At 42.3% G+C, this 246-nt stretch carries 1 protein-coding gene; it reads right to left on the reverse strand.

The features are described 5' to 3' along the window. Positions 1–85 precede the first annotated feature (85 nt). Positions 86–246, reverse strand: a 161-nt coding sequence (locus RRF55_RS27615; protein ID WP_439419242.1) for an ATP-binding protein, incomplete at its 5' end; no start/stop codon positions are given.

The raw sequence follows: 246 nt of genomic DNA on the forward strand, positions 1-246 counted from the left end.
AGGTCACCGTCCTTGTTAAACGGACGGTGAGAGACAAAAAAAGCACCGATATCGGTGCTTTTTTCATGCTTTTGAAGAAAGAGGCTTATTCAGGATTATAGGTGCGTTCTTTGGGGAAAATCACTTTAAAAATAGAGCCTTGATTTTCTTTGGATTCAATTTCTAAATGAGCTTGGTGTTGCATTAACACATGTTTCACAATTGCTAACCCTAAGCCTGTGCCACCCGTTTGTCGACTGCGCGCGC

Origin of the sequence: Klebsiella sp. K47 (assembly GCF_051858335.1) — a bacterium.
Taxonomy (GTDB): Bacteria; Pseudomonadota; Gammaproteobacteria; order Enterobacterales; family Enterobacteriaceae; genus Klebsiella; species Klebsiella pneumoniae.